Here is a 15708-nt window from a genome sequence, read left to right on the forward strand (position 1 = left end):
AGTGTGGCCCAAAATTGTGCACTCTAACAGTTAGATTCGTAAATTTAAAAAAAGTTCCCATTATTTTAATAGAAATTTCATTTTCATTGCTAATTCTTTTATTTTTTATCATGTTGCATACTAAAAAAGTACGTTCCTCAACTTTTTTAATATACTTTTTGAACAAAACTAATTTAGTAAGAAGATTTCGCGTTCACCAGCATCGTTGTATGTAATTTGGTAAAATTGCGGTAAATTAAAATTAACAGAGCTACTGGTGGTAAACGTAAAGCGGTCATCAGATAATACATAAAAATCATTAATATCCTTGACCATGTTCTCTTTGGTACCGTTACAATTACGGTAAATTTCGATCTGATTATGCTCGTTTAAAATGTATAAATCAAATCCATTTGCGGTATCTTCAAAAAAGAATTGAATAATACCTTCATAAGCGACGCTATCTATCTCTTTAGGTAATTCATTACTTTCATCTAAAATATTTAGCGGTCTACCTTGAACTTTGTTGTTTGATACTGCACCATAAAAATCAATAGCACTTTCAAATTGATGGAATGACACGCCAAACCGTTCGAAGAATAGATACCAAGACGCCCCATCAATTCTCAATGGCTTAACTTGTGTTGAATTATTTTTAGTTGTCGATAATCTCAAATCAACACAATTGTACATCAACCTTTTCATTTGATTTTTAATTTCATTACTTAGCTGGTTACTATAACAAAAGATTTCGACCGAATTGGGTAAATCAGCATCTTTGTGCATACGATTGAGTAAAGCTTTTATAGCTTCTAGCACGCACAAAGTACCACTAAAATGCAAGACCCGAATTTCATTCCATGAATTACGATAAAGCAAATCAATTGAGCTAACCAAACTTAATTCTTGCTTACCATAGTTTAGAACATTAGTGCTGATTTCATCTTCTAACTTTAAATTAACCGTTGGATCGTTTTCTAAATTCAATATGATTGCTAAATGGCGTATTTCACACGGACCATATAATTGTTCTTCTGTTGCTGTTGGAACATCAATTGGAAAGTAATTTTTCAGATCTTTAATCAGTTTGGTGATTTTTTTGTTATCACGGTCATCACCATCATAATAGTAAAATTGAGTTGAATCTGAAATCAAACCATTAAAGTAACACCAACCAACTAATTTGACTAAGTATTTACTATATTCTAGATATTGATGTCCAACAATCGAATTGAGTTTAGGTTTTTGGTTATAAACATACCAACCAGCTCGGTTAATCCGGTCTTCTTTAACATGGATAAAAGTTAAAACATCTTCCTGTAAATTATCAGAAATATTCAATTTCAATGTAGAGATTTTACCAGGAAGAACTTCAAAAGATGCATATAATTTGCGAGTCAGTATTGCTAGATCTTGTGGGCTAATCAATGAATCTAAATTGTTACGACGGCCAAAATTGAGCAAATTTCGATAACCCGTCATCATAGTATGTAGTAATATTTCGTGTATTTCACGAACTTGTTCTATTTTCCAAGTTTTACTAGCATCTAATTTTTCCAATAATGATTGTTGCCACCCCCAATTTTGTACAAATTCATTTAATATGTCACGTCGCCATGACGATGAATTTGCTTTTTGTGACAATTTTTCATTCACTTTTAAATAAAAGCAATGTCTAACTAATTCCAGTCGTTGAAAATCTCTAATCTTTGTTAAATAGTTTGAGATCCTATCCAATAACATCGAGTATGAATCAAGATAGTGATGGGAATGGATTTCTCCTTTTTGAATTAATTCCCGCATATCAAACGCGATAGGCCTATTTTTTGGATAGATCGAAGAATAAGCTTCAAGTAATAATGTTTTTAATACTGCTTTGAATGGTGAATCGATACTTTTATACAGTTGCCATAAACTTGCACCAAAGTACTCTTCAGCAGATAAACCCGTCAAAGGTCCAAAATCAATCCATTCTTCGCGTTTGATGATATTCGATACAACTAATGCCTGGACACATTTTTCATAGGTTGGATAAGTGACGTCATTGACTGTAAAATCAGAAGGAATCGCAAACCATAACAGACGTTTACCTGCTAAAAGGTTGGCTGAACGGTAAAATTCTTCGAGTAGTAATATGTGCTGTGCAGATCCACAGTTTTCACCCATTAGACATTCATGATGTTGGTTAATAAACCGATCGACGTCAACAACAAATAAAGTAAGTTTAATGCCGAGATCTTTAGCCCAAGTTTCTATTAATCTGCACTTCTTTATTAATGCTTGCTTTTTAACATCAGATAAACTATTTTCGATACAGATCCATATATCAAGATCTGATGAGGTAGATTGCCCGATGGAACATGTGCTACCCATTGAATATAATGCTGAAATATTGGCGTGATTTTTTTTATTTACCTCACTGAAATTGAACTCATTTTTTAACTGTTCAACAATTTCATTGGATGGTTGATAATACGCAATACCTAATGGAGTCTCTTCGCCCGCATAACCTGGCAGATTGGGATGGTTAAAATGAAAAAGAACTGGCAATAATGAAAAGACACGCTGAAATTCCAGAGACATACCACTTTGAGCACGTTCGTGTTTTAGTATTGCAAGATCATCAAGTTCTTTTTTTATATTATTTATATCGTATTGCATAGCATTATTCAGGTGAAACAGATGTACTATTGACGAACAATTTCTCCAATAATTTTCTATTATAGCGTAAAAAGAATGTAAATTTACAAATAAATGAAATAAATATTATGATCACCCTAGAAAAAATATCACAATCTTTGAAAAATACCAAAAACCAATTTCAATTCATGAATAAAGCTGCCGTGTTAATCCCTATTATCACTATTGAAAACCAATTGCACCTGCTTTTTCAGGTACGTTCAAAAAAACTTAAATGGCAACCAGGGGATATTTGTTTTCCTGGAGGACGAGTTGAGTTATCGGATATCAGCCCTGAATATACCGCCAAACGTGAAACTTTCGAGGAGTTGGGTATTACGCTTGATCAAATTACCCTATTAGGACAATTACCTAAATTTTATGCCTCATTAGGCATGATAATTTATCCTTTTGTTGCAAAAATTGAGCATGTAGATAAATTGGATAATTTACAAATTAATCATGATGAAGTTGAGTCGGTTTTTACGGTTCCATTAGAATGGTTTATTGAGCATTCCCCCAAAAAAGCAACTATGTTTGTTGGCTTTAAACCTGATGATAATTTCCCTTTTGAATTAGTTCCAAATCGCACAGCAAATTGGCAAAAGAAATCGCAACATGATGTACACTTTTATCAGTATGGTGATTATGTCATTTGGGGATTAACTGCACAGATAATTAATTGTTTTATTAGCACCATAAATATAAATGCTTAGCTGTAATATGATGATTTATTACAAAAATACTATTTTTAATATCGTAATATTTCTTTAGCATAAAATGCTTAAAAATATATTCTTTACAAAAATTTAAAGTGATACCTACACAAATATTCTAATTGATATATACTATTTAACGGTTATTTTTCTTTTCCACAATTTCCACATTGTTTTATCTAGCTGTTTGAAAGAATTAGTAAAAGATAGATCCCGAGAGCGTTTTTCGTTTTCATACTCTCATGCAATACCCTCATAGAATAAGCGTTACAGATTGTTTTTTTATTTTTATAACATAAATACAAAGGACATTATTATGAAACGTTATAATAAATCATCTATTGCATTAGCTTTACTATTATCTCTACCTATTGCCAATATTTATGCGGCTTTACCATTAACAGCAGAAGAAAGTAATAATTTAATACCCTTCAAAGAAGTCTCTGTAACCGGTAGCTACTTACAAGCACAAAATGCAGCAGATGATATATCAAAAGCTGCGGACGAAGTTGGTGCTAAATATTATCATATAACTGGTATTGAACAACCTTCTACAGGCACATCAACTGATCGTGCAATTGTTTATGCCGATGTTTATAAATCAAATGCACCTATAGCGGTAAGCAAAGAAGAAGTTACTCACAACGGTGTTGTGCTTTATCCTCGTTCAAAAGCCCTTTATTATTTACCATTTGCAGTCGTAAAATTTAAAGGCGATTATAATAACACTTCTGAAATTTTAGATGCAGCGAGTAAAATCGCTTCTGAAAAAGATGCCTATGCGTTTTATGTTTACTCAATTATTGCTGATGATGTAAAAAATCGTGAACAAGATGTTGATGTTGCATTATACAAAAAAGAGGCGCCAGTTCGTGACTTTATCATTTCTAAAGCAATCGCAGGTCAAGATGCTTATGAAATTACTAGCGAAGCATTCAAAATCATGAAGCCATATAAAACAATCGTTTTCCATGGAACATTTAATAATACCAGCGAAGTTAGCGCAGCAGCACAAAAATATGCTATCGCTAACGATGCACACTTCTACTATGTAAAAGAAATATCTAATAACCGTGCTGAAACAGCGCAAACTGTTTATGTAAATTTATATAGATAATCATTTTTTCAAGGCTGTCCATGCGTAAAACTCTTTTTCCCGCATGGATAGTTTTTATTCAATTTTTGCATGTCAGTAATAAAAAATATCTTTATCAATAAATTAATTTTCCCACATTTTTAACATTGAAATAAGTATCAACTTAATTGAAACGTAATGATTGTATCTTTCTATTAAATTTAAGAATAATAAGGTAAGGTAACATGATGTTATTGAAAGGATTTAAATTTAAAAAGTTTTCTCAATTTTCAATAAGGTTTATAGTTTTATTAACAAGTTCGATATTTTTAATGAGTAATTTAGCTTTTGCACTGGTAGCAGTCACAGCACAATCTATTAATGGCAATCGCCCATATTTTATCGATCCTGATGCGGTTGGTGTTAATGGTTCCCGAGAGTATGATCAACAAAACTTCCAATATTTTGGGATAAAATTCCAATCTCAGGTTTTTACAGGAATCGATGACCTAAATCGTCAACTAAAAAATATCAATTTCCCTCAAGTTGATCCCAATGCCACCACTCCAAATCAATTATTGACATCGTTAAAATCTAATTATGGTCTTGATGGTACAATGATACCTTTTTCCATGTCTAATCCGGTTGACAGTCAATTGGTTGCTGATGATGATGGAGACAGTATAACTCAAATAACCCCACCCGATGGGGGATTTAAAATAGACTGGTTCTATCGCTATGATAATAAATCCTATTTATTACTTGAATCAGATAGAAACAGAACTTTTTGTGAGTTGGCAAGATTAGGTTGGAGCCCTTATATTAGAATTTCAGGCTCTATTGCTTTAGTAACGCAATATGGTGTTCCAAATTATAAAGTTTATCCCGAAGCTAAAAAAGATTTTTTGATTTACAATGCAATCAAACCAACTGTTTGTGCCAATCGTCCATCAATTGTGCATTCATTCCTCTTCGAAAATCGGGATTATACTGGTGATTGGGTCTATTTAACTTGGGGGGATGCTAATCAACACGTTATTGATTCTGGTTTCGTCAATAAAGTAAGTTCTGGTGGGTTTCCAACAACGGGATTTGATCAAGCCCGATTCCTTATGTTTATAGCTGGAGCACCATTTGATTTATCGACGATAACATCATCAAATAGTTCAAAAGGCGTGAATATAGAAATAAACCAAATTACCGTTGGTGATATAGATAGTCATCTAATTAATACAGGGCTTCAAGTAAAATTGACAGGTGAAGCAACGGATGTAAATCCTACCTTTACCATAAAATCTGATGGCGAAGATATATACACGTTTACGATTAAGAAATGGTTCACATCGCCAAGCCAAGATGTTTACCATTACAACCAAAGCGCAAGTGTTTGCAATGGTAAATATGTTGTTCCTACTATTGAGGATTTGACCAATAGCGACCAAAACCTTATAACCAATGGTCCATGTAAGTCAGATAATAATTCTGATAACTGTTTGGCTATTACAACTAATCACTATTATCGTAGGATTGGTAATAGCCTTCTAGGAGAATGGGGTAATGTAACAAACGAAGGAAAACTTTATCACCACACCTACCCAGGTAACCATTTTCCTAAAGGTCATCTATATTGGACATCTGATGAACGAGATGCTACCAACCAATATACTGTTGGTACAACTATAGGAGCGATTGAGTGGCAACCCAAAAATAATGAATTAAATTTCGTCTGTGTACTTAAATAATAATTGTTCTAATCATTGCGCTTGTAGATTAAAGTGCGATGATTATTACTTTTAAGTTTGACTGCACATTAATTCATTTCTCGACAGCAAACTAAAGTATTAAGTTAGGTCTTAATGGCTGGGGTACCAGGATTCGAACCTGGGCATGGCGGGATCAAAACCCGCTGCCTTACCGCTTGGCTATACCCCAATTATAAAGGAGAAAAGATATCTGGTACGGGTAGTGAGATTTGAACTCGCACACCTTTCGGAACTAGAATCTGAATCTAGCGCGTCTACCAATTCCGCCATACCCGTGAAAAGGAATAACTAAGAATGTAAAAAGCAAAACAGATTAGCTAATAGATATCAAAATTTGCAGATTGGAATGGCTGGGGTACCAGGATTCGAACCTGGGCGTGGCGGGATCAAAACCCGCTGCCTTACCGCTTGGCTATACCCCAATAAAGGATAGATATTAAGATTAAATGGTGCGGGTGAAGGGACTTGAACCCCCACGCCTCGCGGCGCCAGAACCTAAATCTGGTGCGTCTACCAATTTCGCCACACCCGCATAATATACTTTCGGTTAAAGTATAACTTAATCTTAATGGTGGCTACGACGGGATTCGAACCTGTGACCCCATCATTATGAGTGATGTGCTCTAACCAACTGAGCTACGTAGCCATTTCATTCGCAACGTCATAACCAACACTGCGAGGCGCATTATGCTTGTGTTACGGCAAATCGTCAACCCTTTTTTTTAGATATTTTGAAAAAAAGTGACAATTGATTAAGATGCAATCAAATACCGTTTAATAACGCTTCAATTCGCCTTTTTTGTAACTCATCTTGAATCAACTTTCCTTTATAACCTTCAGCAATAATATTTTGAACATTGACGCCATGAGCTAATTTATATGCCCTTTCTAGGTACTTTGCTTGTGGAAATGATTCTGTTTTAGCATAAGATTGGCTAGCAATAATTAATTGATTAAGATGATGAGGATTACGCCAAACATCTATTCGATTGAATAAATCAATAATTTGTTCAGCTGTTAATTGTGTCACGTTTTCAACTTTAAGACGGTATTGCTGCACCATTATCGCTAAATTTGTATATTGATTTGGTGCTTTAATTTGTGAACAAAGTTTTTCTGCTTCAGTTGTTAATTCACCAAATAATACTGCAAAACGAACCGTTAAATCATCGGTTAATAAAGTTGATTTCTTTAATGCATCTGCAACAGTATAAGAAAGAGTTAATGATGGAAATAATATCGCCAAAGCACCACATTGTTTTAACACTTGAAAATAAACTTGTGGATCGGAACTTGCTAATGCCTTCTCGGTCTCTTTCCAAACACGCTCTGGAGTTAGAGTATTTATTTCACCAGCTAAAACCATCTCTTCCATTAACTTTTGAGTTTCAGATGCGATTCTAAAACCTAAATGATAATAACGAGCAGCAAATCGAGCAACTCGTAACACTCGTAAAGGATCTTCTCTAAACGCAGGGGAAACATGACGCAATAATTTAAGTTTGATATCATCAATACCATGATAAGGATCGACAAGATTACCATCTTCATCCATGGCAATAGCATTAATAGTCAGGTCTCGGCGGATAAGATCTTGCTCTAAGGTAATATCCTTACTAAAGTCACAAATAAATCCAGTATAGCCTTTACCCGATTTTCGCTCGGTTCGAGCTAAGGCATATTCTTCTTTAGTTATGGGATGTAAAAAGACAGGGAAGTCTTTACCAACTTGTTGATAACCTAGAGCTAAAAGCTCATCGGGTGTAGAACCAACTACAACCCAATCTCGATCAACAAGAGGAAGATGTAATAATCTATCTCGAACAGAACCGCCAACAAGATAGAATTTGCTCATTTAGCGCATCCAGCGATCTTTTTTGCGGCGCCCCGGCATAATAGCTGGCAAAATTAAACCTAATAGGAATCCACCACCAGCTACTAAGCCACCATAAGTAAACCAAGTAACAATAAGGTCTCGTCGCTTATCATCAACTTGATTTAGCATTGATTCAAGTTTAGTGTCTTGTGATTTATTGATTTGTTCTAATTCTTTATTTCTAGCTTGTAGGCTTTCAATTGTTTGTTCGGCTTGTTTTAATTTTTCGGAATAATCATTGATAGCATTTTGTCTATACTGCTCTGCGTTATCAACCTTATCTTTATATTCCGCAAGTTTTGACTCTAACGTTGGGACAAGTACTTTAAGGCTAGGTTGATCTTTTAGTTTATTTGATTCAATCCAAGCCGAGCTACCGTTAGGAAGTTGTATCCGGGTGTATTTACCGTCAGCGCTTTTCTCTAGTTCTGCAACTTTTTCCCCTGCTTTAACTGCATTCGTATAGGCATATTGAGAACCTGGACCGCGGCGAAGATAAATATCAACATTTTCAGTCACATATTTATCTGCTGCTTCAACACTAAAAACCAGCGTAATTAAAGAAAATAAAGTAATAATATTTTTCATAAAATTTTAAAATTTCACCCATGATTAAAAATCATAATAACACAAAATACTGCCTTTTCGCACAACCATTTGCAATAAAAATTGCTTAATTAACCATTTTAGAAAAACAAAATGGAAACGATTACATTAATTGAGATCTTAATCACAAAATTAAAAATTAATCATATTAATTAATGAAAATTATTATTATTCTATATCGGAAAAGTGATTAACCTTTGGAGAGAATATGAATTGCCATCTTAGAACCCGCGATATAGATATTATCTTACGCACCCAACCTTATGCTGAACTATGCTATTTTGGTAAACGATTACAAAACGTAAATCTTGATGATATCGATATGCTTATACCTGCTGTACCCAATTCACGTATTGATATCGATGTCCCGTTCACCCTTTGTCCTGAGGAAGGAGTAGGAAACTTTAGCACTCCAGGACTAGAAGGTCATCGAAATGGTAAAGATTGGTCACCAGTTTTTGTTACCAAAAAAGTAACCAAGAAAAAAAATGATATAACTATAATTAGTGAAGATAGTATTGCAAAACTTCGTTTGACTAGTAAGCTGATTTTAGATGAAACCGGTGTATTACAATGTCAAAATAGTCTGACTAATCTAGGTAAAGAACCATATCAAGTCAACCGTTTATCTGTAACATTACCAATTCCTGAACGTGCACAAGAATTAATGGCATTTAGTGGTCGTTGGATTAAGGAGTTCTTCCCTCACAGAACAAAAATCGAACATTGTGGATACCTGCAAGAAAACCGCCGTGGTCGTACTTCACACGAATACTTTCCGGGTATGGTAGTTGGTACCGATGGATTTAAAGAACAAACTGGTGAAGTTTGGGGTATCCATTTAGGTTGGAGTGGTAATCATCGTATCCAAGTTGCAGTGAAAAGTAATGGTAAGCGCTTCATCCAAGCCGAAGCGCTTTATCTTGCTGGAGAAATATCATTAGCTAAAGGTGAAACTTTAAGTACTCCTTGGCTTTATGCAACCTATAGTAATGAAGGCTTAAATAAGATGAGCCAGCATTTCCATCAATTTTTACGCCAAAATATTATTCATTTCGCAAACGATAAACCTCGTCCTGTCCATCTTAATACTTGGGAAGGAATCTTCTTCGATCACAACCCAGATTACATCATGAAAATGGCGACAAAAGCAGCACAACTGGGTGTTGAACGTTTTATCATTGATGATGGTTGGTTTGGCAAACGTGATGATGATTATCAAGCATTAGGCGATTGGTATTTAGATAAACGCAAATATCCAAAAGGACTTGAACCAGTTATCAAACATGTAAAAAAACAAGGAATGGAATTTGGTATCTGGGTTGAGCCAGAAATGATCAGTAAAAACTCTGATCTTTATCGAGCACATCCTGATTGGTTACTTGAATTACCTGGCTACAATCAACCTGAAGGCCGTCATCAATACTTACTTGATTTACAAAATCCAGCGGTATTTGATTATCTACTCGAAAGATTAAATTGGCTACTCGGTAGTTATGATATTGACTATATTAAATGGGATATGAATAGAGAAATTGTTCAGGCAGGCCACGAAGGTCACCCAGCTGTAGTTGGACAAACTAATGCGGTTTATCGTTTAATGGATATTCTGCAAGAAAAATATCCTAATGTTGAAATTGAATCATGTTCTTCTGGTGGTGGTCGTATAGATTTTGAAGTGTTAAAACGTACTCAACGTTTTTGGGCCTCAGATTCGAATGATGCATTAGATAGACAAATCATACAACGAGGTATGAGCTACTTCTTCCCACCTGAGGTAATGGGTGCTCATATCGGCGGCAAAACTTGTCACACCACCTATCGTGAATTAGATATGAATTTACGAGGTTTAACAGCATTATTTGGACATATGGGTGTTGAGCTCGATCCCGTGAAAGAATCGGCAGAAGAACAAAAAGGTTTTACACATTATATCCGTTTACATAAACAGCTACGCCCATTATTGCATAGTGGTAATAGTGTTCGTTTAGATGTTGATGATAGCGCAGCTATGCAAAGCTATGGTGTGGTCAGTCAGGATAAAAAAGAAGCAGCATTTATTATAGCGCAATTGGCATTACCGACTTATGCATTAAGTGGTAACTTACGCTTAGTTGGATTATTAGCTGATAAGCAATACAAAATCGAAATTCTAGATCTACCTGATCACATTGATCCGAAAGTAAATAGTCACGCCATGAAATCATTTCCAAAATGGATGACAACCGATACCACACTGTCAGGAGATTGGTTAATGAATATCGGCTTACCATTACCTGTACTCGATCCTGCTACCGCAATGTTAATAAAAGTTACGGCAAAATAGTACGAACTGGTTAAAATTTAACTAATTTGAGGGGAATTTAGTCAATTAATCATTCCCCTTATTAATAAATTACAACTGAAACGATTCAGGCGTCAATGCTTTGTTGGCAAAGCCAAAATTTTGCTTTATTATCATACATTAAGTCATAAAAGTGAGCAGATATCTGTATCAACTATTTAAGATAAGTAAGAACGTATTCTGTAATATTTCATAACTTCATTATGAATCATTTTTGGCTTAGTTATTAACAGTTCTACTTAACTTGATACCAACACAAAACTAATAATAAACTTTAAAAAAGTTACGGTAATAATTTAAAAGGTTTTTTTTATGGCGACAATAAAAGATGTTGCACATTTAGCTAAAGTTTCTGTTGCGACAGTCTCGCGAGTGATTAACAACGCCGAAAACGTTAGTGATACCACACGCGAAACCGTAAAAAAAGCCATGGAAAAATTAAGTTATTATCCTGATGCTAATGCTCGTGCATTATCACAACAAAACTCTAATACTATTGGAATTGTTGTGGCTGACGTATCCGATCCATTTTTTGGTGCTATGGTTAGCACGGTAGAAAGAGTTGCATCCAAAACAGGACATTTTTTGCTAATTGGTAATGGTTACCATAATGAACAACAAGAATATAATGCAATAACTCACTTAATAGAGCATCGCTGCTCATCACTAGTTGTTCATGCAAAAATGTTACCCGATAGCAGATTGATAAAATTAATGGAGCAAGTGCCAGGGATGGTATTAATCAATCGGCTATTGAAAGGTTTTGAAAAGCGTTGTATTGCTCTAGATGACCGTTATGGTTCATATCTAGCCGTAAAACATTTAATCCAGCATGGACATACTAAAATTGGATATTTATGCTCTAACCATGAAATTTCTGACTCGTCCGATCGGTTACAAGGCTATAAAGATGCATTAATTGAACACAATATTGATGTTAATGAAAACTTTATTGCCTTCTCCTCACCTAATGAAGAAGGAGGAGAACAAGCAATGATGTCACTATTGGAACGTAATCGAGAAATTACCGCAATTGCCTGTTATAACGACTCAATGGCCGCTGGTGCAATGTCAGTGTTATATGATAACGACATAAAAATTCCAGCAGAAATTTCCATTATTGGATTTGATGATTTGCTACTTGCGCGCTATTTACATCCAAAATTAACCACCATCCGTTACCCACTTCATACAATGGCTGAACAAGCTGCGGAACTGGCATTATGCTTGGCAAAAGGCGAAGCACCTTCAGCAAATTTAATTAATATATATACGCCCACCCTCTCTAAACGGTATTCAGTCTATCCAATTGAATAATTGATACAAAATATAAATTAATCAAAGTATACCTACCAATGTAATCGCATACATAAAAAATTAAAAATATAAAAATAAAATCAATCAAATAAAAATGTATTCGATTACACAAATGTTAACTTGATCACTGTTTTCAATAATTGAATCATTATAATTAAAAAGTCAAAAAAGATTTTAGACATTATCAGATATACTTGAACAAATGGAGAGGCTTATGAATCCGTCCCTAGATGATATTATCAACAGACAAGATTGGAATAATCTATCTGTATTAAGCATGAACAAACTTGATACCCATCCAAAATTTCATAGTTGGCGAAACAAGCAAAATGCTAAAAATAATGCTGATTCAAGTGCCATTATTTCACTTAATGGTGACTGGTTTTTTAGTTATTACCAAAATCCTAAACAAGTACCTGTATCATGGTTAAAAAAAGAAATAGATAAAAATACTATTCCAGTTCCATCAAATTGGCAATTACATGGCTATGATGCGCCTGTTTATACTAATATCCGATATCCATTTCCTTATAATCCCCCATTTGTTCCTGAAGATAACCCAACTGGTTGCTATTCTCGCTATTTTAAAATTGATAAAAAATGGTTAAATAAAGGGGACACAAGAATTATATTTGATGGTGTCAGCTCAGCATTTCATCTTTGGTGTAACGGCAATTGGGTTGGCTATTCACAAGACAGTCGCATCGCTGCTGAATTTGATTTAACGCCTTTTTTAAAAGAAGGTGAAAATCGAATTGCTGTATTAGTATTGAAATGGTGTGATGGTAGTTATTTAGAAGATCAAGATATGTGGCGATTAAGTGGTATTTTCCGTGGAGTTTCACTACTTAACAAACCAAAATCACATTTGAGTGATATTCATGTTAAAACGGAGCTTGACGCTTGCTATCAAAATGCAATATTAACATTGCAAGTTAACGTAAAGCATGACAGTGAAATGGACATGCTAAATGTCGGTATTGAGTTATGGCAAAAAGACAAACTCATTCTTGAACAAACGCAACCAATCGGAGTATCTTTTGTTGATGAAAAAGGTGGATATAATGACCGAATGACATGCCATATCCCCGTCAATAAACCACAATTGTGGAGTGCCGAAACCCCAAATCTTTACCGACTAGTTGTTAGCTTAAATCATAAGAAAACCGGCTTGATTGAATCAGAGGCTTATAATATTGGTTTCCGAACTGTTGAAATCAAACATGGGCAACTCTGTTTAAACGGTAAACCACTTCTTATTAAAGGAACTAACCGTCACGAATTTTATCCTGATATGGGCTATGCTGTTACCGAACAAGCCATGTTGCACGATATAAAGTTAATTAAACAGCACAACTTCAACGCTGTACGTTGCAGCCATTACCCTAACGATCCTCGTTGGTATGAACTTTGTGATGAATTTGGACTATACGTAGTTGATGAAGCCAATATTGAATCGCACGGCATGTTTCCAATGTCTCGATTATCTGACGATCCTCGTTGGTTAGCAGCTTATAGTGAACGAGTAACTCGCATGGTTCAACGTGACCGAAATCATCCTGCCATAATTATTTGGTCATTAGGAAATGAATCAGGGCACGGGGCAAATCATGATGCACTATATTCATGGATAAAAAGCAATGACCCAACTCGTCCAGTGCAATATGAAGGTGGTGGTGCCAATACTAAAGCTACTGACATTATTTGCCCTATGTATGCCCGAGTTGAACAAGATCAATCTCATCCTAATGTGCCTAAATGGGCGATAAAAAAATGGATATCCATGCCAGATGAAGAACGGCCACTTATTTTATGTGAATATGCTCATGCAATGGGAAACAGTCTAGGTGCATTCTATAAATATTGGCAAGCCTTTAGACAATATCCTCGATTACAAGGAGGATTTATTTGGGAATGGGCTGATCATGGTATTCGTTGCCATACCAAATCTGGCGAAAGTTATTGGGCTTACGGTGGTGATTTTGGTGAAGCGTATCATGACAGACAATTTTGTTTAGACGGTTTAGTGTTTCCTGATCGCCAAGCACACCCAAGTTTAATTGAAGCTAAAAAAGTACAACAACCTTTCCAATTTAAACTTGTAAACCAAAAACCATTAGTTATTAAAGTAAAGAGTGAGTATTTATTCTATACTACTAACAATGAAACATTAGAATGGGAATTGTTGGTTGATGGTAAAATCCAACTGAGTGGTAAAGTTAAACTGACTATTTCACCTAATAACCCTATTGAACTCAAACTTATAGATGACATTGATAATAACTTTGATGGTGAAGACTTACACTTATCACTCAGAGTCATCCAAAATAGAGCTACTACTTGGTCTCCAGCAAAACACGTTGTGGCTTGGGAACAATTTAAATTAACCAATAGTTTTATTCCACAATTAGCATTTAGTAACAACAAAACATCACTAAAATTAACTGAAAATAAAACCGAATTTGTTGTTAATTGGAAGAACCAGAGTTGGCAAATCAACAAAAAAACTGGCCAACTTAGTCAATGGAGCAAAAACAAAAAACCACTATTAGCCAGCGCTATTGCAGATCAGTTTATACGAGCACCAATCGATAATGATATTGGAATTAGTGGTGACTTTGACAGTAATAACAATCCATATGCATGGGTCGAACAGTGGAAGGCGGCAGGTTACTTTGATTTAAGCCACAAATGTTTAGCAATAAGAGCATCACAAACTGAGAATTATGTGATCATTGAAGTTTTGCACAGCTACTCGGTAAAAAAACGCAAAGTTATTCAAAGTAAGTGGGTACATCAGTTTGATCAAGATGGTATCTTAACTATCTCAGTTGAAGTGGACATTGCCAATGACATGCCAGCACCAGCTCGTATAGGTTTGACGTATCAATTAAAAGGGATACCAAAACAGGTGAAATGGCTTGGCTTAGGACCACATGAAAATTATCCAGATCGAAAAACTTCAGCGATTTTTGGTGATTGGTCATTACCATTTTCTGAACTTTACACACCTTACATTTATCCATGTGAAAACGGCCTACGCTGTGATGTAAAACAATTAACACTTAATGAGATGACGATTACTGGTCATCATTTTAAATTTAACATCAATCAATATGGAACTAAACAATTGATGGAAAAAAGCCATAGACACTTATTAGAACCACAACAAGACGCCTATGTCAGTATTGATGCTTATCATATGGGAATAGGCGGTGATGATTCTTGGACACCAAATGTTCACAGTGAATATTTACTAACCGATAAACATTATCGATATCAACTAAAATTTAAATGTTGATTTACATAATTTCTTTAAAAAATTAAAGGCACAACTATTTGTGCCTTTTTTA

The 15708-nt window shown here is 34.9% G+C and carries 9 protein-coding genes and 5 tRNA genes; 6 read left to right on the forward strand and 8 right to left on the reverse strand.

Translation table 11 applies throughout. The annotated features are described in order from the left end of the window. Positions 1 to 168 precede the first annotated feature (168 nt). Positions 169 to 2640: a class I adenylate cyclase gene (locus A9G08_RS02565; RefSeq protein WP_065562185.1), complete on the reverse strand. Its 2472-nt coding sequence runs from the start codon at positions 2638 to 2640 to the stop codon at positions 169 to 171. Positions 2641 to 2747: 107 nt separating this feature from the next. On the opposite strand from A9G08_RS02565, the gene A9G08_RS02570 reads away from it, so the two are divergent. The 3 genes from A9G08_RS02570 to A9G08_RS02580 all read left to right on the forward strand — a co-directional run bounded on the left by A9G08_RS02570 (position 2748) and on the right by A9G08_RS02580 (position 6191). Beyond that, positions 2748 to 3374: an NUDIX hydrolase gene (locus tag A9G08_RS02570; RefSeq protein ID WP_065562186.1), complete on the forward strand. Its 627-nt coding sequence runs from the start codon at positions 2748 to 2750 to the stop codon at positions 3372 to 3374. 316 nt (positions 3375 to 3690) lie between these two features. After that, positions 3691 to 4491 carry a YdgH/BhsA/McbA-like domain containing protein gene (locus A9G08_RS02575; protein ID WP_065562187.1) on the forward strand — a complete coding sequence of 267 codons (801 nt, stop codon included), beginning with the start codon at positions 3691 to 3693 and terminating at the stop codon, positions 4489 to 4491. Between the two features lie 290 nt (positions 4492 to 4781). After that, complete coding sequence (locus A9G08_RS02580; protein WP_141673907.1) at positions 4782 to 6191, forward strand: hypothetical protein; 1410 nt, start codon at positions 4782 to 4784, stop codon at positions 6189 to 6191. Between the two features lie 115 nt (positions 6192 to 6306). Here the strand turns inward: A9G08_RS02580 and A9G08_RS02585 are convergent. The 7 genes from A9G08_RS02585 to A9G08_RS02615 form a co-directional block, all read right to left on the reverse strand. Beyond that, positions 6307 to 6381, reverse strand: a tRNA-Gln gene (locus A9G08_RS02585). Between the two features lie 22 nt (positions 6382 to 6403). Continuing rightward, positions 6404 to 6488 (reverse strand) — tRNA-Leu (locus tag A9G08_RS02590). 71 nt (positions 6489 to 6559) lie between these two features. Further along, a tRNA-Gln gene (locus tag A9G08_RS02595) sits at positions 6560 to 6634 on the reverse strand. Positions 6635 to 6659: 25 nt separating this feature from the next. Then, positions 6660 to 6744: transfer RNA gene (locus tag A9G08_RS02600), tRNA-Leu, on the reverse strand. A gap of 37 nt (positions 6745 to 6781) precedes the next feature. Then, positions 6782 to 6858: transfer RNA gene (locus A9G08_RS02605), tRNA-Met, on the reverse strand. A gap of 117 nt (positions 6859 to 6975) precedes the next feature. Continuing rightward, a complete protein-coding gene (locus A9G08_RS02610; RefSeq protein WP_065562189.1) occupies positions 6976 to 8067 on the reverse strand; it encodes a hypothetical protein in 1092 nt (363 codons plus the stop codon). Further along, positions 8068 to 8676, reverse strand: coding sequence for a TIGR04211 family SH3 domain-containing protein (locus A9G08_RS02615; protein WP_065562190.1), 609 nt, complete (start codon positions 8674 to 8676; stop codon positions 8068 to 8070). A gap of 226 nt (positions 8677 to 8902) precedes the next feature. Between A9G08_RS02615 and A9G08_RS02620 the strand changes: the two genes are divergently transcribed. From A9G08_RS02620 to A9G08_RS02630, 3 genes are all read left to right on the forward strand, one after another. Further along, entirely contained in the window at positions 8903 to 11020 is a 2118-nt protein-coding gene (locus tag A9G08_RS02620) for an alpha-galactosidase (RefSeq protein ID WP_065562191.1), read from the forward strand. A 330-nt stretch (positions 11021 to 11350) separates the two neighbouring features. Further along, positions 11351 to 12355 carry a substrate-binding domain-containing protein gene (locus A9G08_RS02625; protein ID WP_065562192.1) on the forward strand — a complete coding sequence of 335 codons (1005 nt, stop codon included), beginning with the start codon at positions 11351 to 11353 and terminating at the stop codon, positions 12353 to 12355. Between the two features lie 202 nt (positions 12356 to 12557). Next, on the forward strand, positions 12558 to 15656 hold the full coding sequence (locus tag A9G08_RS02630; protein ID WP_065562193.1) for a beta-galactosidase: 3099 nt from the start codon (positions 12558 to 12560) through the stop codon (positions 15654 to 15656). The last annotated feature ends 52 nt before the right edge of the window (positions 15657 to 15708 follow it).

The sequence above is a fragment of the Gilliamella sp. wkB195 genome, from assembly GCF_001690445.1.
Lineage (GTDB): Bacteria > Pseudomonadota > Gammaproteobacteria > Enterobacterales > Orbaceae > Gilliamella > Gilliamella apicola_E.

Coding starts and splice junctions, on each gene's coding strand:
- A9G08_RS02565 (WP_065562185.1), bottom strand. CDS start 2,640: ATGCAATACGATATAAATAATATAAAAAAAGAACTTGATGATCTTGCA.
- A9G08_RS02570 (WP_065562186.1), top strand. CDS start 2,748: ATGATCACCCTAGAAAAAATATCACAATCTTTGAAAAATACCAAAAAC.
- A9G08_RS02575 (WP_065562187.1), top strand. CDS start 3,691: ATGAAACGTTATAATAAATCATCTATTGCATTAGCTTTACTATTATCT.
- A9G08_RS02580 (WP_141673907.1), top strand. CDS start 4,782: ATGAGTAATTTAGCTTTTGCACTGGTAGCAGTCACAGCACAATCTATT.
- A9G08_RS02610 (WP_065562189.1), bottom strand. CDS start 8,067: ATGAGCAAATTCTATCTTGTTGGCGGTTCTGTTCGAGATAGATTATTA.
- A9G08_RS02615 (WP_065562190.1), bottom strand. CDS start 8,676: ATGAAAAATATTATTACTTTATTTTCTTTAATTACGCTGGTTTTTAGT.
- A9G08_RS02620 (WP_065562191.1), top strand. CDS start 8,903: ATGAATTGCCATCTTAGAACCCGCGATATAGATATTATCTTACGCACC.
- A9G08_RS02625 (WP_065562192.1), top strand. CDS start 11,351: ATGGCGACAATAAAAGATGTTGCACATTTAGCTAAAGTTTCTGTTGCG.
- A9G08_RS02630 (WP_065562193.1), top strand. CDS start 12,558: ATGGAGAGGCTTATGAATCCGTCCCTAGATGATATTATCAACAGACAA.